Origin of the sequence: Marinomonas sp. NPDC078689 (genome assembly GCF_044542435.1) — a bacterium.
In the GTDB taxonomy this organism is placed as follows: Bacteria; Pseudomonadota; Gammaproteobacteria; order Pseudomonadales; family Marinomonadaceae; genus Marinomonas; species Marinomonas arenicola.
Genome location: NZ_JBITUJ010000013.1, coordinates 37,836 through 59,727, shown reverse-complemented (window position 1 = coordinate 59,727; position 21,892 = coordinate 37,836). Strand labels below are relative to the sequence as shown.

24 protein-coding genes are annotated in these 21,892 nt (G+C 44.6%); 22 read left to right on the top strand and 2 right to left on the bottom strand.

Annotated features, from left to right (window positions below; all coding sequences use genetic code 11):
* The first annotated feature begins 197 nt into the window (after positions 1-197).
* From ACIGBN_RS16505 to ACIGBN_RS16425, 17 genes are all read left to right on the top strand, one after another.
* Positions 198-1,004, top strand: a complete 807-nt coding sequence (locus tag ACIGBN_RS16505; protein ID WP_279433451.1) for a kinase/pyrophosphorylase — start codon at positions 198-200, stop codon at positions 1,002-1,004.
* A 384-nt stretch (positions 1,005-1,388) separates the two neighbouring features.
* Positions 1,389-3,959 carry a ribonuclease R gene (gene rnr, locus ACIGBN_RS16500; protein WP_396666626.1) on the top strand — a complete coding sequence of 857 codons (2,571 nt, stop codon included), beginning with the start codon at positions 1,389-1,391 and terminating at the stop codon, positions 3,957-3,959.
* A 32-nt stretch (positions 3,960-3,991) separates the two neighbouring features.
* Positions 3,992-4,759 carry a 23S rRNA (guanosine(2251)-2'-O)-methyltransferase RlmB gene (gene rlmB, locus ACIGBN_RS16495; protein ID WP_133004405.1) on the top strand — a complete coding sequence of 256 codons (768 nt, stop codon included), beginning with the start codon at positions 3,992-3,994 and terminating at the stop codon, positions 4,757-4,759.
* Positions 4,760-4,770: 11 nt separating this feature from the next.
* Positions 4,771-5,838, top strand: coding sequence for a nicotinate-nucleotide--dimethylbenzimidazole phosphoribosyltransferase (gene cobT, locus ACIGBN_RS16490; protein WP_396666624.1), 1,068 nt, complete (start codon positions 4,771-4,773; stop codon positions 5,836-5,838).
* Positions 5,819-6,601 (top strand): adenosylcobinamide-GDP ribazoletransferase, encoded by a 783-nt coding sequence (locus ACIGBN_RS16485; protein WP_396666622.1) that lies wholly within the window; start codon positions 5,819-5,821, stop codon positions 6,599-6,601. The genes cobT and ACIGBN_RS16485 overlap by 20 nt, the downstream gene beginning before the upstream one ends.
* The gene (locus ACIGBN_RS16480; protein ID WP_396666620.1) at positions 6,598-7,185 is read left to right on the top strand and encodes a histidine phosphatase family protein; all 588 of its coding nucleotides are present in this window, start codon (positions 6,598-6,600) and stop codon (positions 7,183-7,185) included. The genes ACIGBN_RS16485 and ACIGBN_RS16480 overlap by 4 nt, the downstream gene beginning before the upstream one ends.
* A gap of 43 nt (positions 7,186-7,228) precedes the next feature.
* Positions 7,229-7,843 carry a trimeric intracellular cation channel family protein gene (locus ACIGBN_RS16475; RefSeq protein ID WP_133004409.1) on the top strand — a complete coding sequence of 205 codons (615 nt, stop codon included), beginning with the start codon at positions 7,229-7,231 and terminating at the stop codon, positions 7,841-7,843.
* Between the two features lie 3 nt (positions 7,844-7,846).
* The gene (gene cobO / locus ACIGBN_RS16470; RefSeq protein ID WP_133004410.1) at positions 7,847-8,446 is read left to right on the top strand and encodes a cob(I)yrinic acid a,c-diamide adenosyltransferase; all 600 of its coding nucleotides are present in this window, start codon (positions 7,847-7,849) and stop codon (positions 8,444-8,446) included.
* Entirely contained in the window at positions 8,440-9,501 is a 1,062-nt protein-coding gene (locus ACIGBN_RS16465; protein ID WP_396666617.1) for an endonuclease/exonuclease/phosphatase family protein, read from the top strand. The genes cobO and ACIGBN_RS16465 overlap by 7 nt, the downstream gene beginning before the upstream one ends.
* A 120-nt stretch (positions 9,502-9,621) precedes the next feature.
* Complete coding sequence (locus ACIGBN_RS16460) at positions 9,622-10,065, top strand: tetratricopeptide repeat protein (RefSeq protein ID WP_133004412.1); 444 nt, start codon at positions 9,622-9,624, stop codon at positions 10,063-10,065.
* Positions 10,066-10,282: 217 nt separating this feature from the next.
* A complete protein-coding gene (gene sodN / locus ACIGBN_RS16455) occupies positions 10,283-10,786 on the top strand; it encodes a superoxide dismutase, Ni (protein WP_133004413.1) in 504 nt (167 codons plus the stop codon).
* A gap of 79 nt (positions 10,787-10,865) precedes the next feature.
* Positions 10,866-11,192: a S24/S26 family peptidase gene (locus tag ACIGBN_RS16450; protein ID WP_133004414.1), complete on the top strand. Its 327-nt coding sequence runs from the start codon at positions 10,866-10,868 to the stop codon at positions 11,190-11,192.
* 135 nt (positions 11,193-11,327) lie between these two features.
* Positions 11,328-11,945, top strand: coding sequence for a YitT family protein (locus ACIGBN_RS16445; protein WP_133004415.1), 618 nt, complete (start codon positions 11,328-11,330; stop codon positions 11,943-11,945).
* A 143-nt stretch (positions 11,946-12,088) separates the two neighbouring features.
* Positions 12,089-12,619 (top strand): GNAT family N-acetyltransferase, encoded by a 531-nt coding sequence (locus tag ACIGBN_RS16440; protein ID WP_133004416.1) that lies wholly within the window; start codon positions 12,089-12,091, stop codon positions 12,617-12,619.
* Between the two features lie 31 nt (positions 12,620-12,650).
* Complete coding sequence (locus ACIGBN_RS16435; protein ID WP_133004417.1) at positions 12,651-13,340, top strand: 16S rRNA pseudouridine(516) synthase; 690 nt, start codon at positions 12,651-12,653, stop codon at positions 13,338-13,340.
* 43 nt (positions 13,341-13,383) lie between these two features.
* Positions 13,384-13,761, top strand: coding sequence for a DUF2750 domain-containing protein (locus ACIGBN_RS16430; protein WP_133004418.1), 378 nt, complete (start codon positions 13,384-13,386; stop codon positions 13,759-13,761).
* A 376-nt stretch (positions 13,762-14,137) separates the two neighbouring features.
* The gene (locus tag ACIGBN_RS16425) at positions 14,138-14,761 is read left to right on the top strand and encodes a TetR/AcrR family transcriptional regulator (RefSeq protein WP_396666613.1); all 624 of its coding nucleotides are present in this window, start codon (positions 14,138-14,140) and stop codon (positions 14,759-14,761) included.
* Positions 14,762-14,889: 128 nt separating this feature from the next.
* Here ACIGBN_RS16425 and ACIGBN_RS16420 read toward each other — a convergent pair whose 3' ends face one another.
* Positions 14,890-18,345, bottom strand: coding sequence for a PAS-domain containing protein (locus ACIGBN_RS16420; RefSeq protein WP_396666611.1), 3,456 nt, complete (start codon positions 18,343-18,345; stop codon positions 14,890-14,892).
* Between the two features lie 149 nt (positions 18,346-18,494).
* Here ACIGBN_RS16420 and ACIGBN_RS16415 point away from each other — a divergent pair, with 149 nt between their 5' ends.
* The 4 genes from ACIGBN_RS16415 to ACIGBN_RS16400 all read left to right on the top strand — a co-directional run bounded on the left by ACIGBN_RS16415 (position 18,495) and on the right by ACIGBN_RS16400 (position 20,991).
* The gene (locus ACIGBN_RS16415; RefSeq protein WP_133004421.1) at positions 18,495-18,851 is read left to right on the top strand and encodes a DOPA 4,5-dioxygenase family protein; all 357 of its coding nucleotides are present in this window, start codon (positions 18,495-18,497) and stop codon (positions 18,849-18,851) included.
* A gap of 24 nt (positions 18,852-18,875) precedes the next feature.
* The gene (locus tag ACIGBN_RS16410; RefSeq protein ID WP_133004422.1) at positions 18,876-19,523 is read left to right on the top strand and encodes a MarC family protein; all 648 of its coding nucleotides are present in this window, start codon (positions 18,876-18,878) and stop codon (positions 19,521-19,523) included.
* Between the two features lie 242 nt (positions 19,524-19,765).
* Positions 19,766-20,248 carry a peptidylprolyl isomerase gene (locus tag ACIGBN_RS16405; protein WP_133004423.1) on the top strand — a complete coding sequence of 161 codons (483 nt, stop codon included), beginning with the start codon at positions 19,766-19,768 and terminating at the stop codon, positions 20,246-20,248.
* 140 nt (positions 20,249-20,388) lie between these two features.
* Entirely contained in the window at positions 20,389-20,991 is a 603-nt protein-coding gene (locus ACIGBN_RS16400; RefSeq protein WP_133004424.1) for a uracil-DNA glycosylase family protein, read from the top strand.
* Here the strand turns inward: ACIGBN_RS16400 and ACIGBN_RS16395 are convergent.
* Positions 20,975-21,424: a GNAT family N-acetyltransferase gene (locus ACIGBN_RS16395; RefSeq protein WP_133004425.1), complete on the bottom strand. Its 450-nt coding sequence runs from the start codon at positions 21,422-21,424 to the stop codon at positions 20,975-20,977. The genes ACIGBN_RS16400 and ACIGBN_RS16395 overlap by 17 nt on opposite strands.
* Positions 21,425-21,538: 114 nt before the next feature.
* Between ACIGBN_RS16395 and ACIGBN_RS16390 the strand changes: the two genes are divergently transcribed.
* Entirely contained in the window at positions 21,539-21,775 is a 237-nt protein-coding gene (locus tag ACIGBN_RS16390; RefSeq protein ID WP_396666608.1) for a glutaredoxin domain-containing protein, read from the top strand.
* Positions 21,776-21,892: the final 117 nt, after the last annotated feature.

Sequence of the window (21,892 nt, the reverse complement as noted above, 5' to 3'; positions counted from 1 at the left end):
TCCCAAATAGTTACCTGATGTTCTTCTTTGTTATAACGACTTCTGGACTTAAGTTAAGTCTGCGAAGACTTGTCAAAGCAGTGTGTCTGGGGTCATTGTATGTAGCGCAGGGACATGGAATAAAATCGATTATTCGATGTAGTTTTATTTCAATTGAAAAATTAAATGTTGTTACATAACAACAAAATGAGAAAAAAATGATGAAAGTGTATTTTGTTTCAGATGGTACAGCGATCACGGCTGAGGTATTTGGTTCCGCTATGTTGTCATTTTTTGATGTGGCGGTTGAAACCCAAAGCGTGCCGTTTTTAACGACAATGGATCAGGCAAATGGGTTAAAACAACAGATTAATTTAGATGTGAAATCAGGTGAGCCTCCGTTGGTTTTCTACACCATCTCGGACATTGCGATTCGCGATGTGATTCAGTCATGCGATTGCCATTGCTATAACCTATTTGGAGACCTCTTGTTGCCCATTGAAAAGGCTTTAGGTGTGCCAGCGCAACCAACGGCTCAAAAGGCACATGGTATGAAAGAGGGGGTCTATGATGGACGAATAGACGCCATTAACTATGCATTGGCGAATGATGATGGCGTATCTATCAAAAATTTCGATCAGGCAGATATCATTCTATTGGGGGTTTCACGGTCCGGTAAAACGCCGACCAGTTTGTATTTAGCCATGCAATACGGCATTAAGGCAGCAAATTACCCGATTACAGAAGATGACTTTGCTTCCCCAGGCTTACCTAAAGCGCTAAAAGCACATAAGAAAAAACTCTTCGGTTTGACCATTGATCCTGATAGGTTACACGAGATTCGCACGGGGAGAATGGCGGCTAGCAAGTACGCCTCGCCTCGACAATGCCGCTACGAGTTAGAGGAAGTGGAGTCATTATATCGCCAAGAGCGGATTCCTTTTTTGAATTCCACAAAACTCTCTGTGGAAGAAATTTCCACCAAAGTGATGGCAGAGATGCATTTGGTTCGTCATAGACAGTAGATTTTCAAAGAAAACCTATCGAATTATTTGATGTGTTTGCTGTTTCTGCTCGAAATATGATCAAAAAGTTATAAAAAAAACGAAAATCAGTCAAAAAAGTTTCATGTTCATTTGCTATAAGCGGTCTGTGGGAGCTTCTATCCTCTGTTTTGTTGTGGAATTACAAAAGACAGCAGCGTGGTGAAGGCTTGTTTGTATGACGGGTCGCTTTCAGCTAAAGAGTATTGAGTGATAATGCTCTATAATGACAACAAATTAGACCCGTCAGCGTTTTGCTTCATACAAATAGGGCGAGACGTCGAAAATGTTCTGAACAATAAGCTGTTAAAGCTCGACCATTTCTACAGAGTGCAGCTTATTGCATCATCCAAGGATAAATATACATTGAGTAATAAAAATATAAACGATCCCCATAAACAACGAGAAGCTTCTAAGTACGATAATCCCGTACCAAGCCGTGAATTCATATTGGAGTTCCTTGCGTCTAAGAATGTTAGCTTAGGCCATTTAGCGCTATGCAAAGAGTTCGCTTTGACTGGCGAAGATGAAATAGAAGCGTTACGACGCCGTTTGATCGCCATGTGCCGTGATCATCAACTAACGAGCAACCAAGAAGAACAATACACCCCTATTTTAGAAAGTGACCTGATTGAAGGTTTTGTCCAAGGCAATAAAGAAGGCCATGGCTTTTTGTTGCGCCAAAGTGACGACGATATCTTCCTCTCTGCGCGTCAAATGCAAAATGTTATGGATGGCGATAAAGTGAAAGCTCGCCTATCTGGACGCAGTGTGAAAGGCCGTTTAGACGGAGTAGTGGTAGAGGTTATTGAGCGTAAGCACAGCCAGTTAGTTGGTCGTTATTACGAAGAAAGCCGCACTTCTTTTGTGACACCTGAAAATCCACGTATTTCTCAAGACATCTTGATTAGCAAAGATTCCGCATTAACACCGACTCATGGTCAATACGTATTAACAGAAATTGTTTCGTATGCCGAGCGCGGCAAGCCAGCAAGAGGGGTTATTAAGAAAATTCTTGGTGACTTCATGGCGCCAGGTCTTGAGATTGATGTGGCTATTCATCGCTATGAAATCCCCAACGAATGGCCGCAAGCGGTTGAAAAACAAGTTCAAAACTTCACCTCCGAAGTCGCTGAAGAAGACAAGCAATATCGTGTGGATTTACGTGATACGCCGTTTGTAACTATTGATGGTGAAGACGCGCGCGACTTTGACGACGCTGTCTATTGTGAAAAAACCGCGGGCGGCTGGAAGTTATTTGTCGCCATTGCAGATGTGTCCCATTATGTGAAAAAAGACACGGCGCTTGATGAAGAAGCCATTGTTCGTGGTAACTCAGTGTATTTCCCAGGGCGCGTTGTGCCTATGCTGCCAGAAGTATTATCGAACGGATTGTGTTCATTAAACCCAGACGTTGACCGTTTGGCGATGGTGGCAGAAGTGTCTCTTACCAGTAAAGGTAAAATGAGAGGCTTTAAGTTTTATGAAGGCTTGATTCGATCTCATGCTCGCCTTACTTATACCAAGGTCGCGAAGATGATTGCGCCAGAGCCGGAAGAAGATGGCTTGGCATTACGTGACCGTTATGCGCCGATCGTGTCACATATTGATGCGCTAAATGGTCTTTACCATGTATTAAAAGGCGCTCGTGATGAACGTGGTGCGATGGAATTTGATACCGTCGAAACGCGTATGGTGTTTGATCAACATTCTAAGATCGATCAAATTGTTCCTGTAGAGCGCAACGATGCGCACAAATTGATTGAAGAATGCATGTTGTGCGCCAACGTGGCGGCAGCAGAATTATTGATTAAGGCGGATTTACCTGCCTTATTCCGTGTCCACGAAGGGCCAAAAGAAGATCGCTTATTAACGCTGCGTTCTTACCTTGGTTTGCTAGGTCTTGAACTGACCGGCGGATTGAAACCAACACCAAGTGATTACGCGGTGTTAGCAGAACAGATTAAAGACCGTGCCGACGCGCGTAGCATACAAGTGATGTTGTTGCGTTCTATGTCTCAAGCCGTGTACCAAGCGGATAATCTTGGTCACTTTGGCTTGAACTACGAAGCTTATACACACTTTACTTCGCCGATTCGTCGTTACCCAGATTTGTTAGTGCATCGTGCGATTCGTTATTTGATTCGAGGTGAAGGTCGTCCCGTGGTGCGTCAGGCGCACCGAGTGACCGGTAGCCCAACCTTGAAAGAGCGTAAAATTTACGGCTACGATCAAGCCGACATGGATGCTTTAGGGGATTCTTGTTCGATTACAGAACGTCGAGCAGATGAAGCGACTCGCGACGTAGAAGCTTGGTTGAAATGTCAGTACGTAGAGCAACATTTAGGCGAACCGTTCGATGGTGTTGTGACCGCAGTAACCTCGTTCGGCTTGTTTGTTGAGCTACAAGGGTTGTTCGTGGATGGTTTGATCCATATTTCTGGATTGGGACAAGATTATTTTGTTCATGATCTAGAGCATCAAGCGATTATTGGTGAAAGAAGTGGTCGAGTCTTCCGCTTGGGCGATCGCCTAAAAGTGAAAGTGGCCAATGTGAACTTGGAACAGCGCAAAATTGACTTGAGCTTGGATGAGACACAATCGCGTCCGCGTAAAAAAGTAGTGCGTAGTGAAACCAGTGAGCTTGAAATGCAATTGGCGCAACTGCCTCCTATTGAGTTGGGCGGCCGTGTGAAACCTAAAAAAGCAGCACCAAGTGCCACTCAAGGTGACAAAGTAGAAAAAGCCGGTAAAGACGCGAAAGAGGGAGAAAAACCTAAGGCAAAAAAACGCCGTGGGCCTTCTAAAGGCAAGATCATTCGTCAAAAGAAAAGCGCTCAAAGTGCGGCGAAAGCCAAACCGGCTTCTGCAGCTAAAAAAGCGAAGAAGCCCAAAAAAGCGAAAAAAAATAACGCTAAGCCTCGCGCTCGCGATTAATTGATTTATCCGATTAGAGTAAAAACGTCATAATGTCAGATTTAGAATGGATTTACGGTATTCACGCCGTAGAAAATGCCTTATCACAGCAACCTGAACGCGTTAAAGAAGTGCGCTTTCAGGAAGGTCGTGATGACAAAAAAACACAGCGTCTAGTGCAGCTTTGCAAAACGAATAAAGTGCGTTATAGCCTAGTCGCGCGTCGTGAATTGGACCAGCTCTTTACTAAGAATAAAGAGCGCGCTGTTCACCAAGGTGTGGTGGCTTATACCACCATGACCAAAGCCGGTAACGAAGGTGATTTACATACCTTAGTGGAAGGGTTGGATGAAACACCGCTGATTATTATTTTGGATGGGGTGACTGACCCACATAATTTAGGTGCGTGTTTGCGCAGCGCAGACGCCGCTGGTGCCCATGCGGTCGTGATGCCAAAAGATAACTCAGCGCCATTGAATGCGACAGTGAGTAAAGTGGCGTGTGGTGCGGCTGAAAGCATCCCTGTTTACGCGGTAACGAACTTAGCGCGTACTATGAAGAAGCTACAAGACCAAGGCGTTTGGATATTTGGTACGGCTGGTGAAGCGACGCAAACGGTTTATGAGCAAGATTTTACCATTCCGACGGCCATTGTAATGGGCGCTGAAGGTGAAGGTATGCGCCGTTTAACTCGTGAACAGTGCGACTATTTAGTGAAACTACCCATGTCAGGTGTGGTTTCAAGCTTAAATGTCTCGGTTGCGACCGGTGTTTGTTTGTATGAAGTAGTGCGTCAGCGCGCTCAAAAAGCACAGGGTTAAGGAGTATCGTGGTGTTTGAATGCTTTTCAATTCAAGCCCCGTCGGCGGCATTAGACGACGCACTGCAGCATAAAATTGATAATAAAACCAAACCGTTAGGTGCTTTAGGTACGCTAGAAACATTGGCGTACCAGCTTGGTCGTATTCAGGGAACACTTCATATAGATGTTTCTAAACCCAAGATGATTGTGTTTGCTGCAGACCATGGTGTTGTGGCTCAGGGTGTCAGTTTGTTTCCTCAGGAAGTTACACCACAAATGGTGATGAACTTTTTGCATGGAGGGGCTGCTGTGAGCGTCTTTTGCGCACAGCACAATGTGCCGCTGCAAGTGGTGGATGTGGGTGTTAATGCGCCATTAGAAGATCATCCGCTATTGAGCAAACGCAAAGTAGCCTTGGGTTCAAATGACTTTAGCCAAGAACCCGCGATGACAACACAAGCCCTGTCACAAGCGATTCAAGCCGGTGTTAGTGAAGTAGATACGGCGATTAATGACGGCGTTAATCTACTGATGTTCGGCGAAATGGGTATTGGGAACACTTGTGTTTCCTCTTGCATGATGAGTGCGCTAATGGGCATTGACCCGCTAGAGAGTGCAGGTCGTGGTACAGGACTGGACGCCTCTGGAGTGTCCAGAAAAGCACAGGTGATCGCTGCCTCATTACAACGTGCAGAGGCGCACACGGGACAACCTGTGGCACAGTGGAATGCGCAGACATTGGCAGAGCAGGTCGGTGGTTTTGAAATCCTTGCTTTGGCTGGCGCTATGTTGCAATCAGCACAGCGTAAAACGGCGTTTGTGGTCGATGGCTTTATTTGCTCGGTCGCCTTGTTGTTTGCCCAAAAAGTGGCTCCTAATGTGAGTGAATACGCGATTTTTGCTCATCAATCGAATGAAAAAGCGCACAAACTTTTATTAGCACACTTAAACGCGGACCCTATCTTGTCGTTGGATTTACGTTTAGGGGAAGGCTCAGGTGCGATTCTGTCTTATCCTTTAATTCAAAGCGCGGCGGTATTTTTAAATACTATGGCGAGTTTTGAAAGCGCAGGTGTGAGTGACGGTGACAATATTTAACCCTCATTGGCAGGGCTTCAAACGCAGCCTTGTTACTTATACTCGGATTCCGCTAACGGTGGATTGGGGCGACACGATAAAGCACACCCCAGCGGTGTGCTTTTTACCTTGGGTCGGCATTGTTGTTGCGCTATTGAGTGCTTGGCCATTATGGTTTGAAGGCTTGCCTGCGACTATTCAAGCTATTTTTATGTTGCTAACCGCGGTATTGCTGACTGGCGGCTTCCATGAAGATGGTCTGATGGACGCTTGTGATGGTCTGGTCGGCGGTTGGGATAAAGAACAACGCTTGAAGATCATGAAAGACTCTAGGATTGGCAGTTATGCCGCCTTGTCGATTTGGTTTGCTCTGATGCTGAAATGGTTGTTGCTGACTCAGATACTACTAAGCTTTACCTCTAATAGCGCTCATTATGGTTCTGCATTGATCGCGTGGATTGCGGTGCATAGCGTATCTCGTATTACGCCTTTGGTGGTTATGAATACGATGGAGTATGTGTCCGCTGGTGGCAGTAAAGCCTCTAGCATGATCGCAAGGTTAGACGCGCCACAATGGGGCGTGGCCTTACTGCCTTGTGTATTGCTCCTGTTATTAGACTTTTCCTACCTCATTAAAGCAGTGCTTGTATTGGCGTTGTTTACGTTTGGCGCACGACGCTACCTAAGAAAACGCATCGATGGCTATAATGGTGACGCATTGGGGGCGGTAGAGCAGATAAGCGAAGTGTTATTGCTGTTGTGCTTTATGGATGCCTTAGCATGAAGCTGTATTTGGTTCGACATCCTCAGCCGGATGTCGAAAAAGGGCTTTGTTATGGGCAAACGGATGTACCGCTTTGTAAAGGCTGGCCGGTTCATGCCGAAAAGCTAAAACAACACCTTGATCAGCGCATACAGCAAGATGACGCGACTTTTTTTCATAGCCCATTAGAGCGAGCTGCCAAACTTGGTGTGTTTATCAGTCAGGGTCAATCTCAAGCCAAAGACGCTCTTAAAGAGTTGGATTTTGGTTGTTGGGAAAATACCTTATGGCAAAGTATCCCCAGAGAGTCGATAGAATCGTGGTTTGAGGACATCCTTCATGCTACGCCTTATCAAGGAGAGTCACTTCAAGCATTAGCGGATCGAGTGTGGACGTGGTGGTTGTCGGTGAGAGAAGGCGCTGCCGAACACTTAATCCTTGTTACGCATGCCGGGGTGATTAAAGTGCTGGTTAGTTTGCTGTGTCAGTGGCCATTAGCGCAAGCGCATCGCATTGATGTGGGCTTTATGAGTGTGACAGAACTGTATATTCAAGATGATTATATTTCCTTGAAGCGTCTCGGCGCTGGTGATTGGGTCGTCTAATTCCATCCAATAGAACGTGATTTGAACAGAGAAAAATTACACTATGCTGTTATATATTTTAGGCATGATAGGCATTGCTGCGTTTGCGATTACTGGCGTGATCTCGTCTGGAAAGCGAGACATGGATCTTTTTAGCATTGTCCTTTTAGGCATGGTTACCTCATTGGGAGGAGGCACGATTCGAGACACCATATTAGGGGTAGAAAGCGTGTATTGGGTGAAAGACACCTCTTATCTTTGGGTGGCATTTTTATCTTCTTTGTTTGCTTTTTTTGCGGTGCGCATTATCGATGACAGACAAAGGGTGTTTCATTACGCTGATGCGTTTGGCTTAGCCTTGTTTACTGTTGTTGCCACAGAGCGAGTGCTGACATTAGGGTTTTCACCAACCATAGCGATTACCATGGGGGTCACTACTGGTGTGGCTGGCGGTATTATTCGTGATGTGCTGAGCAATCGACCGCCAATGGTATTGGGGCGTGAGTTTTATGCGACTCCAGCCTTTATCGGAGCCGTGCTGTTAGTGCTTCTTCAAAAAAACATACCTTCTCATGAATATAACTCGATTTACGCCGTCGCTCTGATCTTTATACTCAGGTTGTTTGCTATTCATAAAGGCCTGTATTACCCCAGTTGGCTACTATATAAGAAGAGATAATTCATGACAGAACTTGATGCAAAACAAGAAGCGCGCTTATTAAAGAAAAAGGCTGTGGTTGATCAGCGCATCGCCGCCGCGACAGAAGAGCGTGGCGTCACCATTTTGTTAACCGGTACAGGCAAAGGCAAAAGTTCTAGTGCCTTTGGCACCATGGCAAGAGCGTTAGGACATGGCCATAAATGTGCTGTCATCCAGTTTATAAAAGGCCGTAAGGCGACCGGGGAGCAACTTTTCTTTGGCGAGCATCCTGGTGTGGATTTTCACGTTATGGGGCATGGCTTTAGCTGGGAAACCCGTAACCCAGAATTAGAAAAGCACGCGGCTGAGCAAGCTTGGGAATTGGCAAAACAAGTATTGTCTAATCCAGATATTCATTTTGTACTGCTGGATGAAATTACCTATATGTATAAATACGGCCATCTCGATGAAGCAGACTTGCTGGCAGCATTGGCGGCGCGTCCAGCTCACCAAAATGTCATGATGACAGGTAGAACGGCCCCTAGAGCATTATTGGACAGTGTGGATACCCACAGCAAGGTGGCGAATGAGCGCCATGCGTTTGCGAATGGTGTAAAAGCACAAGCAGGCATTGAGTGGTAGTTCGCATTGCGAGCTACAATACCGCATTAAGTCGACCTAATAGAGGCGATTTATTGGCTGCTCTAGAGTCTGGTCGTGATAAACAAGTGTTAGCCACGGTGGCGCTGTTGCAGCATATCCGAGCAGATATCATTTTACTGAACGAGGTAGACTTTGACCCAAGTGGTCGAGTCGTTGCCTTATTACAGCAAGCTCTTCGTCAACCAGCAAATAATGCGGCTTTGGATTACCCTTACGCATATTGCCAACCTGTTAATAGCGGGGAGCCTTCAGGACGTGATTTTGACAAAGACGGAATGGCCTCTGATCAGGGGAGTGACGCCTTAGGTTTTGGCCTGTTTCCAGGCCAGTATGGCATGGTGTTATTGTCGCGTTTCCCGATTGATAGCGCTTCGTCACGGACCTTTCAATCCTTCCTTTGGAAGGACATGCCTAATCCTTGTTTGCCCAAAAATGCTCAAGGTGATGCTTGGTTTGATTCAGCGGACCTTGCGGTATTGCCTTTGTCTTCAAAGTCTCATTGGGATGTGGCCATTAATATTGGGGGCAGGCGTCTTAGATGCTTGTGTTCACATCCAACGCCACCAGTGTTTGACGGTCCAGAAAGGCGCAATGCCTGCCGTAATCACGATGAAATTCGTTTTTGGAGCGATTATTTATCCGCTGAGCCTTACTTTTACGATGATCAAGGAAGGCGAGGAGGGTTAGACCAAGAGGACTTTGTTTTGCTGGGGGATTTGAACGCTTCACCAGTGGAAGGGGACGCTTACCAACAAGCGATCAAGCGCTTATTACAACACCCCAGAATGGCACAATGTGCTTTTCCTGACAGCATCGGAGCCATTACTCATAGTGCTAAGCTCGATAAAAACATCGCTAAACACCATACCGCTGTTTGGCGAATGCAAGCGGATTACGTACGAGTCAGCCACACACTCTCTCCCTCCTACCAGGCTGTATTTTGGCCTGCAAAAAAGCATAAAGCAGCGTCCTTGCTCACGGATACTTCAGATCATCGTCTTGTGTTTATTGACCTTCCTTTTGTAAAAAACTAAATCAAATGAGATTTATTCTCAATATCGCTGGATTTCTTATAGCTTTTTAATGATAATGATTCTCGTTACTTTGTTTTTCGACATTCATTACTATGAAAATCAACCGAAGTGGAGATGACTATGCAGTACTGGGAAAAGTTAACAAGAGAAGCCAATCAAGCCTATTTCAAACATGCTTTTTCTGATGCGGTAGATCTGAACCGAGAGGCGCTGACACAAGTTGAAAGTGACTTCGATCGTGGTTTTTATCAGGACCCAGAATCGTATGTATCCGCTGCTGTGGTTAGCCATTTAAATATCGCCGAAGCATTTGTTGCGTTGGGAGATTTTATTTCGGCTAATTTACAGTATGAAAACGCCGCTAATTTCTTACAAGCTATTTTGATTCGCCCTGATTTAGAGTGTGAACAGCGTGATTTGATTATGCGTACCGCGACTCATATACGTTTCGAATGGGATCTTTTTAGTCAAAGCCATAGTGCGAACTTGAAGGAACAAAGCAAGGTATTGATGCAGGCTATTACGCATGCGGTATCGTATTCAACAGCGGTTGTACATCACTAGGGTTGATAGAGGATGAAAAAAAAGACAGTCATAGCATGCAGGGTTCTGTTCGCAAGTGTTGTCAGTGGACGTTCTTTTGCTCAGGCAAACGAATGCGCTTCTTGGTTTACTGTTCATAATCTAGCGTTTGTCTTTGTGGGTCTTTTGCTCTTTGCCGGTGTGTATTACAAGCAATTTTTTATGCGACGAAAAAACAGACAGAAAGGACGTGTTCACCATGATGCATCAGATGATTAACCTGTTAGATAAAATGGTTCATTTTAAACAAGCTCAGGCGCATTGCGATATTCCTTGTAAAATTTACGACCCATCTGGTGCTTTGTTGGCGGCATTGAGTTGTGTTCGTATGATTGACCTGATTCATGAAGTCGGTGATGGCACCAGTTTGTCCGTCTCTGATGTGGCGAAAATTTCACGCTTAGTGCAGGAAAAAGAAAAAACCTGTAGCGATGTAAAAGAAGAAATTCGAACCATTTGGGGAGATTATTTTAAGGCAGCGCAGTTTGAACAAGTACCGGATGTGCACACCATGGTTCACGATATCATGATGCAAGCCTCTAAGTGCAAGCAAGGAATCGACCGCTCTGACAGTGAAGCCTTGGTAGAAAAAATAAATCGATTTGCTGAAGCTTTCTGGCTAACAAAAGGAGTGAGTACTTACCGAGCGCCTTGCCCTTATCCGCCAGCATTAGAAACGGTTTACCCTAATTTAAAACCTTAAATAGCTCGCAGGTACATGCCTTTGATAGTGATTGCGCAGGCCTGCGTTTATTTGATCAATGTTTACACGGGGACGCTTTATGTTTCGTTTAATTAAAGTGCTGGGCAACAGCATGGTGCCACGGCTTTATGATGGCGACTTTGTTTTTACAAGCCGCTTTTACACGACGTTAAAAGTAGGGCATCTTGTTGTTGTGGATCATGCCTTATACGGACTTATTCTTAAAAAAGTACTCCACATAGCCCCAGATGGACAACTTTGGCTAGGCGGAGAAAACAACCAAAGTATGCAGTCTGAACGCATTGGTTGGGTGTCATCAAGGCGAGTGGTCGGTAAAGTAGTCGCGTCTATTTGTGCTCATCGTCCTTCGGCTGCGGTTATTGAAGGGCAGAGTAGCGTCAAATAAGTGTACAGAAAAAAAGACACTTTTTAGAAAAGAGTAAAAACAAAGTATGGCTCAACAGTTGGTCTTCGGGCTGTGTTTCTCTAAAATTTGCTTATCCGTTATGCGAATTTTAATGTCTAATTTGAAGAGAAACTTATGTCTACTAGTGCAACAATACCTAAACGCCATACTCGAATAGAAGATATTCAGGCGCTTGTTATTGGTACCCTTATTATTGCCTTAGGGGTGAATTTTTTCACTCAAGCGGGGTTGTTGACCGGTGGTACCGCTGGCATGGCATTTCTACTGCAATACACAACCTCACTGACTTTTGGTGAAGCCTTCTTTTTAGTCAATATACCGTTTTATCTATTAGCGATGAAATACATGGGGTGGGAATTTACGCTTAAAACGTTTTCCGCTGTGTTTTGTGTTTCGCTTTTTTCCGATCTGACTCCCAGGTTTATTTCGTTAAACAGCATTGAGCCCATTTATGCGGCATTGGCTGGTGGTTTTCTGATGGGCGTGGGCTTTTTGATGTTATTCAGACACAACGCCAGTTTAGGTGGTATCAATATTTTGGCACGCTACATCGCGGAAAAGTATGGTATCTCGTTTGGTAAATTTCAGATGGCCGTGGATTGCACCATAGTGACCTTGTCTATTTTTGTGGTGGACATCTACTTGATTGCGATCTCAATTATCGGCGCCATTGCATTGAATATCATTCTGGCAGTCAACCATAAGCCTGGACGTTACATGGGCAATATCTAATCAAATTACAGTGTTAAAAAATACGGCGGCCTATGGTCGCCGTATTTTTTGGGAAGCAGTGCATTCGCTTGATGTAACGCCATTTCTAATGCCGACAGGCTCAGGTATCATAGCGACTTATAGATTAAAGAAGGATACACGGTTTGGAGCTACTCAAAGTAGATGACCTCAACCCTTACCTGAATGACCTAGTTGAATTGCTTTGTGATGCGGTTGACTCAGGTGCTCCTATTGGCTTCTTACCACCACTGAGTGAGCCGGAAGCGAAAGCCTATTGGCTGTCAATCAATGAAGAATTACAGGTCAATTCTCGGCAGGTGTTATTGGTTCGAGAAGAAGACAAAATTGTTGGCAGTGTACAGATAGCCATGTCTCCGAAAGCCAATGCATTGCACCGCTGTGATGTGGAAAAATTAATGGTACACACAGAGGCCCGAGAAAATGGCCTTGGTAGCATTTTAATGCAGGGCGTTGAGCGTGTTGCTGCCTCGATGCAAAGACAGCTGTTAATATTAGAAGTAAGAAGCGATGATATCGCCCATGACATGTATGTTAAATTAGGTTTTACACCGTTTGGTGAAGTGCCAAATTACACACGAAGTGCCAATGGTGCGTTACACAATTCCACTTTTTTCTTTAAAGAAATAGAGTTAACTCACGAAGTTTTCTCTTAAATTGATCGATTAGGCACAGGCGAATCCCCCTTTGAGACTAGATTTTTATTTATCCCATGTGACAGACCTTGCTCGCAAGGCATCAAAAATAGCGGCATCAAAAGGCCGTGTCACAGTGAATGGCGAGATCATTAAGAAAGCAAATTATACGGTACAAGAAACAGACGTTATCTGTTTAGATGATGAACGCCTAGCATGGCCATCTGAAGGCTACTATTTGCTTCATAAACCTGCAGGTTATGTTTGTGCAACCGAAGATGCCGAGCACCCAATCGTGGTGGACTTATTGCCTTCTCACCTTGGCCAAAGCTTAAAAGTGGTTGGACGCTTGGATAAAGACACCACAGGATTATTGCTATTAACCACCGATGGACAATGGCTACACCGAATTACTTCTCCTAAAAAAGCGTGCAGTAAACGTTATCAAATGACGCTAGTCGATAGCATTGATGATGCCGCTCTGGAGCAGCTTGAAAAAGGGGTATTGCTCAATGGCGAGTCCCAACTTACTTTGCCTGCGGTGGCGGAGCGTATTTCGGATAAAGAAATATACTTAACCATTCAAGAAGGTAAATATCATCAAGTGAAGCGCATGCTGGCGGCGGTTGGCAATAAAGTAGTCACGCTGCATCGAGACCAAATTGGTGATCTAGTATTAGATAGCGCGCTGGCTCCAGGTGAGTTTAGAGCGTTAACCGAAGACGAAGTTGGCTATTTCTAGATAACATGATCGTACTTTAGCGACGACAAACGAGAGAACATATATGACTACTGAATTGTCTATGGATGAGCGCGTCCAATTATTGATTGCACCAGATAGTGAGCGTTTAGCCTACTTTGTTGAAAAAGTAAAAGAAACTCAAACCGTATGGAGTTTGAGCAACGAAGAAGGCTTTGTGATGGTTGAAACCGACGAAGGCGATTGTGTCATGGTTTGGCCTGATGCAGAGTTTGCAAGCCAGTGGGCGGTTGATGACTGGGATGATTGCGAGCCTGTTGCGGTTGAAATGGCTTCTTTTATGACGGAATGGTTGCCAAGTTTAGCCATGGATAAAATTACTATTGCTGTCTTTCCAAATATTGAAGACGAAGGGAAATTGTCTTCAGCAGATGACTTGAAAGCGCTTTTGTCTGAAGCTTAAGTGTCTTTTTTCTAGGGATGGTATCGCTGAGCAACAAACCCAAATAGGGTTTGTGGCTTGTTATATCAGAGTTGGACGCGAGCAAGCTTTTTGGTGTCGTATTTTTTTATGCCGCTGAAAGACAAAACGCTTGTTCGGGCTCCCTAATAATCCGGCATAGATCTGGCTTGTTCAGGGGGGTTATTAAACAACTTAGCCTTGTTGTATTACTAAGCTGTATTACTGGATTTCTTTGATATAACCTCAGTGAATTTATTGCTTGAATATAAATTCGCTTCTCGCCTCAGCGTCTCCCATTGTGCATAATATTCGTTTCCCCTTTTAAGTAAGCGATAGTTTACAGATATTGATTGTATGATAAGGATGTAATCAAATAATGAGCAAGCGCCAAAGTAATCGAGAAGAAATCTTTACTCGGATTTTAGAGGCTGCCGAGGTTGAGTTTGGCCTTAAAGGATACAGTGGCGCCAGTTTGCAGCACATCGCCGACCGTGCAAATCTCCCAAAACCTAATATTGTTTACTATTTTCAATCGAAAGCGAATCTATACAAACAAGTGCTGAATCAAATCCTAATGGATTGGAATGATTTGTTTGATCAGGCAACCATTGATGATGATCCTGCCGTTGTATTAGATGCTTTCATTCGAGAAAAATTAGCATTGAGTTTCACCAATCCTCGCTCTTCGCGTATTTTTGCGATGGAAGTAATTGGTGGCGCCTTGCACATTGGCGACTATTTGAAAGAAGATTTGGTGCCCTGGCTGGCGTCTCGTGTTGAGGTGATTCAAGGCTGGATTGATGCCGGCAAAATGCGCTCTATAGACCCAACCAGCCTCATTTTTATGATTTGGGCGACAACACAGCATTATGCCGATTTTGAGGCGCAAATATTGGCTTTGACCAACAAAGAAGCGTTAGTCGAAGAGGATTTAAAGCGCATAGGAGACACTGTCAGTAGTATTGTGTTGACTGGCGTTGGCTTAACCTTACCTAATTAACTACCTTATCTAATTAGAAACGGTGCACGAAGACAAACTGCTGAGGAATAACACGGCGCCTTTGTTTCCTGATGCATTATGTTAAAGGGATGCTAAGGCGTAGATTTTAAGAGAGGGAGCATAATTTATTATGCTCCCTCTCTTTGTTTATGGATGTGTTGAATAAGGGCTCTTAATTTAGCGGGCTTGGCAGGTTTTGCCATATAAAGCACATTACTTTGTTTGCAGCGTTCGATAAGGTCTGCTTCTTGCAATGCTGTGATTAAAACTGCTGGAATGTCTTTGTTGGCTTTTTGGCGCAAGGCTGCGATCAGTGAAAGGCCGTCTTGGTCTTGATTTAATTGATAATCGACAAGCAATAACTCTGCTTCGCCTTCCGCTTGTTTTGCATCTTCGATACTTTCAAACGTACGGCATTCACATTGCCAATGGGTTAATAAGGTTCGCATGGCAGCGAGGTTATTTTTATCGTCATCAATACACCAGACAGAACAGGTGGCGGTATGGCTCTGTACTTTGGGAGCGCCTAATGGTTTTTTATTTTCATTGTCTTGCTGCTGTTTTGCCAATGGAATAAGAATGCCAAAGCAACTTCCTTTGCCTGGTACTGAGCGTGTCTGTGTTTCCAGCCCCAGCTGGTTTTGCAATCGTCTTACCAGGCCTAATCCAAGTCCCATACCTTGCTCTGCGGTGTTTTCCCAGCGATAAAAATCATCGAATATTTTTTGTTGTTCGGATTCTGGAATGCCGATTCCCGTGTCCCAAACTTGCAACAGCGCGTGGTCTTTTCGTCGACGAGTACTCAGTAATATATGTCCTTTTGTCGTATATTTAACGGCATTTGAGACAAAGTTTTGAATAATGCGGCGCAGATAAATGGGGTCGCTGTGTACTTGAAACGGTAAAATATGGGTGGAAAGGGTGAGTGATTTGTCTTCTGCTATAACCCCAAACTCTGCCACAATCGGGGCGAGCAGGTCCGCTAAATGACAGTCGGATAATCTGGGTTTAATCGCCCCTTGGTCAAGACGGGCAATTTCGAGCAGAGTTGAAATCAGTGATTCAGTGGATTCTAACGCGTCTGATAATTTTCCCACGATTTCACCTGACTCAGGCGCTAAATGGCTCGACTGAAGCACGCCCATATAGAGTTTTGCTGCATTTAATGGTTGCAGTATGTCGTGGCTGGCGAGAGCGAGAAACTCTGTTTTTGAGGCGTTTGCATGCTCTGCTTCCGCTTTCGCTTTAATAAGCGCTTGCTCTGCGATATTACGCCGAGAAATTTCAGCCATCAGCTCTTGGTTAATACCTTGTACTTCCACCGTACGAGCTTCGACACGTTTTTCCAAATCGATGTTGGCTTCTTTAAGGGCTTGCTGGCTTTCGATGTGTTCTGTGACATCCGTGAAACTGGTGACAAAGCCGCCATCAGGTAGGGGATTCCCAACCATCTCAATCACGCGGCCACTGGCTCTGCGGCGTAAAAAACGATGGCCGGAGCCTTTGCGAAGGTAATCTAAACGACGATTCACTAACTCTTCAATATCGCCGACACCACATTCACCGCGTTCCGCGTTGTAACGAATTAAAGCTTCAACCGGAAGGCCAATTTTCAACATGCCTTCGGGGTAGGGGTAAAGAGATAGATAGGTTTTATTCCAAGCCACCATGTGTAGATCTTTGTCTACTACGCTGATGCCTTGGTCTAAATTGTCCATGGAAACGAACAATAAATTTTGGCTGAATTGAATGGCTTGGGTGGTTTCATCGAGATAAGTCACCATCTCTTCGACCTTGATCTGCTTATCGACCAAGATAGAGTTGATGATGGTACGTGCGGATGAGCCGCCTAGTACGCCACCAAGAATACGTTCGCAATAGTCGATAAACAATCGATTCGGCGCCGCATTAGGAGACAGGTTTTGGGTATAATCGTGCTCGAATGTCTGTAAAACGCGCTGACTTTTTTGGGCTCCTAAAAAGGTTTCTAATAAAACAAATAAGTCGCTGTTTAAAGCTTTGCTTTTGGGTTTAAAAAAGCGCTTTTCCAATTCGGCTGTAGGGCTGACGAAAGCGGTTGCTTGTATGCGGTCTATGAGGCGTTCAGAGGACAAAACAGAACCTCCAATATAGCCTATGATATTGGCAATTAAACTGATAAAGGCGCCATAGCTCAGTAAATTAGAGCGTGACTCAGGATTGTCTAATGCCCAGTTCATATTGCCGGTAAGCGGCAGCATGAGTAATAAAATCCAGCATAAAAAGCCTAACGTTAAGCCGGTATAAACGCCATAGGCGTGGCCTCGCTTCCAATAGAGTCCGCCAAGTACCGCTGGCAACAGCTGGAGAACCAAAGAGAAGGCGACTAATCCGGTTCCGGCCAGTGATTCGCTGTTCGCCATTTTCTGATAATAAAGGAACGACAGCATCAAAATTCCGGCCATCGCAAAACGGCGAATAATCAAAATACGGCGGCGATAAATCGGCAGACCTTGCTGCTGTGCGTTAGCTCGTGCCAACATCAAAGGTAGGATGACATCGTTGCTAATCATGATGCTTAATGCAAACGTAGAAATGATAATCATGGCTGTAGTAGCGGACATGCCACCCAGAAAAATCAGCATTTGCAGTGCTAAGTTATCCGACGCGAGTGCGAACTGAATGACGTAGGTGTCGGCGTTGATATCACTGGAAAATAAACTTTGTCCAGCAATGGCCAAAGGCGGAATGATAAGGGCAAATATCAATAAATAGAGAGGAAACAGCAATCGTGCCATGCTTGATTGGCGGTTGTCTTGATGGTCCACCACAGTGACGTGAAATTGCCGTGGCAGGCAGATAACCGCGGCGGCCGACATAAGCGTTTGCATGATAAAAGAAAAAGACAGTAATTGGTCTGTATGCCAAGCGCTAAAGTCGATAGAAAGCGCTCTCCAGCTGGGTGCAGAATGCTTCATCATGATGATGGCAACAATGCCCACCGCGACAATAGCGATCAACTTAAACAGTGACTCAGCGCCAATGGCGAGCATCATTCCTGAACGGTACTCTGTTACTTCGACTTTGCGCGTGCCAAACAACATGGCAAAAACGCCAATAAGAATGGTGGCAATAAAAACCACCAAGTTGGCCGAGGACTCTTCTTGATTAACAAACAAAGCAAAGTTGGAACCAATGGCCTTTAGTTGCAGAGCGATATACGGAATAATGGCCAGCATGGCAATTAAAATGACCAAGGGGGCAGTCATTGGGCGCTTGCCATAACGAGATGAAATAAAGTCTGCGATGGAGGTGATGTTTTGCTTTCGACTGACCAAGATCATCTTACGAATAAAGGGAAAGGCGAACAGATACAGTAAGATAGGGCCTAATAAAACCGGTAAGTAGTTCCAGCCAGAGCGAGAGGCTTCGCCGATTGCGCCATAAAACGTCCAAGCGGTACAATAGATCGCCAATGAAAGGCTGTAGACGACAGGATGGCGAGTCAGTTTCTTAGCAATAGGGCTTTCTTTATCGCCCCATATCGCGATCCAAAACAAGCCTAAAATATAAAGAATGGCCAATAAAACCCAAAAAACCGTCATCGATTGAATTACCTTTCCTTCGACTTATCATTATTGTTAATAGCAAACCAATGTATCATAGCTAACCTAACAATCCTCTACGACTTAGGTCGCTATCCTGATGAAATTAGGGCGGCTACTGTGTTATATGAATCATTAGGAATGTAATTATGCCTACTCATTTGTCAGAAAAAAGTATTAAGGCGTTTCATGCACATCTTTATTTCAAAGATGAAGTTGGTACAGAAATCGCTAAGAAAGTTGCACAACAAGCGGCAGAATTGTTTGATATTAAAGTTGGCCGCTTCCATCAAAAGCCAGTTGGCCCTCATCCATTGTGGAGTTGTCAATTGTCCTTTGCCGTGGAAACCTTTTCAAAAATAGTCCCCTGGTTGATGTTTCATCGTCAGTCTTTGGATGTCTTTTTGCACCCACTAACGGGAGATGACTATGTGGACCACACACAAGGTATTAGTTGGTTAGGACATTCTCATCCCCTTAACCTTGCTCAATTTACCCCTAAATAAGGGACTTTCTAGAAAAGGTATTTTATGGAAGATTGGTTCAAACAGTTTATTATTTTATGGTCGGTTATCGATCCAATTGGTACCGTGCCAGTATTTTTAGCGGTAACCGCAGGACTCGCTAGTCCTTCTTTAGCTCGTAAGCTCGCGCTAAAAGCCGTGCTTATTTCGGCGCTCGTATTGCTCTTTTTTGTGATTGCTGGTGAGTATCTTCTAAACGAAATGGGCATACCGCTTGAAGCCTTTCAAATCGCGGGTGGCTTGGTTCTCTTCCTGTTCGCCTTGACGATGATCTTTGGTGAAAGTAAGCCGGATGAAGAGATGGGCATAGTGGAAAAAGGAATGCACAGTGCGGTATTTCCGTTGGCCATACCTTCTATTGCTTCACCAGGGGCGATGATGGCTGCTGTGCTATTAACAGATAACAATCGTTTTTCTGTGATGCATCAGTTTGTCACCACCATGGTGATGTTAAGTGTCTTGTTTGTGACCTTTATTTTAATGTTGCTGGCTACTCGTATTCAAAAAATTATCGGTGTGGCTGGTGCCAGTGTGATTAGTCGAGTCATGGGCTTGATTCTAGCGGCGGTAGCGGTGAACTCTGTATTAACAGGGATTCAGCAGTATTTTGATTTGCATACGGCAATCAGTACTAAGGATTCGTTGGGGCTGTAAACGCCCATTGTGGACGCTGTATTTTATGATATTTTGCCTACGGGTAAAAAAAATGAAAGCGGGCCCTAGAAAAATCGTCGATCGTCCCAAACTTTATGGCTAACGGTAGTTATTAGCACTATGGAAGGTTATCATAGTGCGACAAACTACAGTTTGGGTTCGTGTTGTGGCGGTGTATCGCAAAGTCTGTTTGCTTCTATCAAGCACTCGTTCCCCTATTCATATTTAAGCAGGAGAAGACAATGCAAATCGCAGAAAACGCCGTTGTAAGCATGCACTACACATTGACAGATGAACAAGGTCAAGAATTGGACTCTTCCATTGGCCAAGAGCCACTTGTATTTTTGAGTGGCGCACAAAATATCATTGATGGGCTAGACAAAGCGCTTCAAGGTAAAACGGCGGGTGAGAAACTAACGGTTTCTGTTGCACCTGAAGAAGGTTACGGTGACGTTCATCAAGAATTGATTCAAAAAGTACCACACGATAACTTCCAAGGTGTTGATGATATCCAAGTGGGTATGCAATTCATGGCGCAAACGCCAGGTGGTCAACAGCCAGTAACCGTTATTGGTGTTGAAGAAGATGGCGTTATGCTAGACGGCAATCACCCATTAGCGGGTAAAACATTGAATTTTGATGTTGAGATTGTTGACGTTCGTGAAGCTGTTGCTGAAGAACTAGAACACGGTCATGTGCATGGCGAAGGCGGTCACCAGCACTAGGCTATTGAATAGCGATATTGATTCGCTATCATAGGGTTAATGAGAAACGGTATCCTTAATGGGTACCGTTTTTTTATGTCTGCTATTTATCGCTGGGCAGAGTGGATGAAAAAACGGATTGATAACGAGAGGATTAGGTCGTGGAAGAATGTACGTTTGCTGAGCTAGAGTCAAAAATATTGGCCTGTACTGCTTGTGCGCGTTTGCTACCTCATAAGCCTAAACCTATTTTACAAATTCACCCACAAGCGAAAATACTCATCGCCGGACAAGCGCCAGGGCAACGAGCGCATGATGCGAATTTACCGTTTGATGATCCCAGTGGCGACAGGCTAAGGGGTTGGCTTGGGGTCTCAAAAGACACCTTTTATAACCCTACAAAAATTGCTTTGGTGCCAATGGGGTTTTGTTTTCCAGGGGCGGGCAAGTCAGGGGATTTAGCCCCTAGAAAAGAATGTGCTGAGAAATGGCGTGACCCACTTCTTCGCCAGTTAACACACGTAAAACTGACGGTTATTCTGGGGACTTATGCGCAAGCTTACCATCTGGAAACGAATCGAAAAACGACACTGACAGAACAAGTTAAAGCCTCAAAAGCTTGGCTTGAGCAGGGCAAGATAGTCTTGCCCCACCCAAGCCCAAGAAACAATCGTTGGCTGGCTCAGAATCGCTGGTTTGAGGAGGAAATATTGCCTCTGTTAAAAGCGCGCATAGAGCAGATATTGTCTACTCACGAAGCATAGAAATATGCTCAATACCGTCTTCTAAATAGGGCTTAGACACAGTGACAAAACCATGGGAAGCGTAGAAGTTTTCAAGATGTGATTGCGCCCCGATTTTGATGCCAATGTTAGGCCAGAGCGTGAGTGTTTGGTTAATGGCTTGCTCAATCAGGGCATGACCCAGTTTGTCTTTTCGATTGTTTGGCGCCACCACGACACGTCCTATACTCGAATATAGCGGATAGCTTGCCTCAACAGGCAAGAGTCTTGCGTAGGCGATGAGATGGCCTTCTTGAACCGCATAGAGGTGCTGTGTATCTGGCAAACGATCTAGGTCATCGAGGTCAGGGTAGGGACAGTTTTGCTCAACGACAAAGACGTTGCTGCGCAGTTTGAGTAAGTCATAAAGCGTGTCTACAGAGAGCTCATGGAATTTTCTGCAATACCAATTCATTCTTTCCCTTATTCTTAAATAGTCTTGCTTGATTAGCACGATGTGATCAATTGATTATCGGCCAAAAAGAAACTGGCATAAAGTCGTTTGATAAGATCACAATGAGAGTTAAGTATGCCAGAGTACATAGTATATGGTCAGGACGCCTGCTTATTTTGTCGGCATGCACGGAAAGTATTAGAAGAGCATGGTATCGCTTTTCAATTTATTGATGTGCTCAAAGAGTCAATATCACGGTCAGCGCTCACAAAGGTGATAGGGCACGATGTGTATACTTTGCCACAAATTTTTAAAGGGTCCCATTATTTGGGCGGATTTCATGAACTGCAAAAATATTTTGGCATCATCTAATAGAAAATTAGGTAAACAGAGAGAGAAAAAAGAGAACTGAACAGAAGAGGGCGCTTTATTGCTTGAAGAAGAGAGCTGTGATGCAGAGAAGTGAGCAAGTGCATGTATTGTTATTTT

What these genes read in the sequence shown, in the direction of transcription:
- ACIGBN_RS16460 (WP_133004412.1), top strand. Translation starts at nt 9,622, where the DNA reads ATGCAGTACTGGGAAAAGTTAACAAGAGAAGCCAATCAAGCCTATTTC.
- ACIGBN_RS16475 (WP_133004409.1), top strand. Translation starts at nt 7,229, where the DNA reads ATGCTGTTATATATTTTAGGCATGATAGGCATTGCTGCGTTTGCGATT.
- ACIGBN_RS16415 (WP_133004421.1), top strand. Translation starts at nt 18,495, where the DNA reads ATGCCTACTCATTTGTCAGAAAAAAGTATTAAGGCGTTTCATGCACAT.
- rlmB (WP_133004405.1), top strand. Translation starts at nt 3,992, where the DNA reads ATGTCAGATTTAGAATGGATTTACGGTATTCACGCCGTAGAAAATGCC.
- ACIGBN_RS16410 (WP_133004422.1), top strand. Translation starts at nt 18,876, where the DNA reads ATGGAAGATTGGTTCAAACAGTTTATTATTTTATGGTCGGTTATCGAT.
- ACIGBN_RS16420 (WP_396666611.1), bottom strand. Translation starts at nt 18,345, where the DNA reads ATGACGGTTTTTTGGGTTTTATTGGCCATTCTTTATATTTTAGGCTTG.
- ACIGBN_RS16405 (WP_133004423.1), top strand. Translation starts at nt 19,766, where the DNA reads ATGCAAATCGCAGAAAACGCCGTTGTAAGCATGCACTACACATTGACA.
- ACIGBN_RS16425 (WP_396666613.1), top strand. Translation starts at nt 14,138, where the DNA reads ATGAGCAAGCGCCAAAGTAATCGAGAAGAAATCTTTACTCGGATTTTA.
- ACIGBN_RS16390 (WP_396666608.1), top strand. Translation starts at nt 21,539, where the DNA reads ATGCCAGAGTACATAGTATATGGTCAGGACGCCTGCTTATTTTGTCGG.
- ACIGBN_RS16395 (WP_133004425.1), bottom strand. Translation starts at nt 21,424, where the DNA reads ATGAATTGGTATTGCAGAAAATTCCATGAGCTCTCTGTAGACACGCTT.
- ACIGBN_RS16505 (WP_279433451.1), top strand. Translation starts at nt 198, where the DNA reads ATGATGAAAGTGTATTTTGTTTCAGATGGTACAGCGATCACGGCTGAG.
- ACIGBN_RS16430 (WP_133004418.1), top strand. Translation starts at nt 13,384, where the DNA reads ATGACTACTGAATTGTCTATGGATGAGCGCGTCCAATTATTGATTGCA.
- ACIGBN_RS16450 (WP_133004414.1), top strand. Translation starts at nt 10,866, where the DNA reads ATGTTTCGTTTAATTAAAGTGCTGGGCAACAGCATGGTGCCACGGCTT.
- sodN (WP_133004413.1), top strand. Translation starts at nt 10,283, where the DNA reads ATGATGCATCAGATGATTAACCTGTTAGATAAAATGGTTCATTTTAAA.
- cobO (WP_133004410.1), top strand. Translation starts at nt 7,847, where the DNA reads ATGACAGAACTTGATGCAAAACAAGAAGCGCGCTTATTAAAGAAAAAG.
- ACIGBN_RS16480 (WP_396666620.1), top strand. Translation starts at nt 6,598, where the DNA reads ATGAAGCTGTATTTGGTTCGACATCCTCAGCCGGATGTCGAAAAAGGG.
- ACIGBN_RS16445 (WP_133004415.1), top strand. Translation starts at nt 11,328, where the DNA reads ATGTCTACTAGTGCAACAATACCTAAACGCCATACTCGAATAGAAGAT.